Origin of the sequence: Anabaena sp. 4-3, from assembly GCF_001597745.1 — a bacterium.
In the GTDB taxonomy this organism is placed as follows: domain Bacteria; phylum Cyanobacteriota; class Cyanobacteriia; order Cyanobacteriales; family Nostocaceae; genus Trichormus.
On sequence record NZ_LUHJ01000056.1, the window covers coordinates 100,587 to 101,581 of the forward strand.

The following is a 995-nucleotide window of genomic DNA, read 5'->3' on the forward strand; positions in this document are numbered from 1 at the left end:
GGTCATTAAACCTTCTGCCAAGCCAAAGTTATCATTAATCACTTTAGCGATGGGGGCTAGACAGTTAGTAGTACAGCTAGCATTAGAAACAATCACATCCTTACTAGGATCAAAAGTTTCATGGTTAACGCCTACTACCAATGTTTTTACCCTTTCCGGGTCTTTGGTTGGTGCAGAAATGACTACGCGCTTTGCTCCTGCTTGCAGGTGTTTGGATGCGCCTTCATAGTCAGTAAACAATCCGGTTGATTCCACAACGTAATCAGCACCAAGCTTACCCCAAGGTAATTCAGCAGGATTTCTGACTGAAACACAGGGAATGAAGCGACCATCAACTACAATGCCATCTTCTCTAGCTTCTACCTGACCGTGATACTTACCATGAGTAGAATCGTACTTTAACAGATAAGCTAAGTTATCTGGTGGTACAAGGTCATTAATCCCCACAAATTCAATATTGGGGTTGTTGATACCAGCACGAAACACCAGCCGCCCGATACGGCCAAATCCATTGATGCCTACTTTTAACTTAGTCACAACAAACCTCCTCTGAAAATGACGATGGGCTGCGCCCCACCGTGGGTGTTCGCCTCAACTAAGAGGCTTACAAGCTAATTATCCTAGCTGCAAAACTGGATTTAGCCGGCTCAATTTTAGTCTGACTTAGCTGATCGTGACAGCCCAAAGCCACCAAAACCCAAATTACTTGGCATCTTTTAAGGTTTTGGGTATGGGCTGATGCCATAACAGAGGTAAGACGATTAATTTCGGGCTGTTTAGGCTAATATTTGGTAAATTTACTGAAATTGGCGTAAAAAATCTTGAACAACAAGATCCCCGACTTCTTGAAGAAGTCGGGGATCTATCCCATAATCATTTAAGAACTGGGGAGTAAGGGTTGAGCATTACTAAACCCCTACTCACTGCCTAATACCGTTTCTTGATGTAGGGGCGGGTTCACAAATACCCTGACTGATTAACGATGATCTAAATAA

The 995-nt window shown here is 43.2% G+C and carries 1 protein-coding gene; it reads right to left on the reverse strand.

Going from position 1 to position 995, the window contains the following annotated elements; genetic code table 11:
• A partial coding sequence (locus tag A3775_RS25070; protein ID WP_304439119.1) for a type I glyceraldehyde-3-phosphate dehydrogenase occupies positions 1-537 on the reverse strand: 537 nt, incomplete at its 3' end.
• Positions 538-995: the final 458 nt, after the last annotated feature.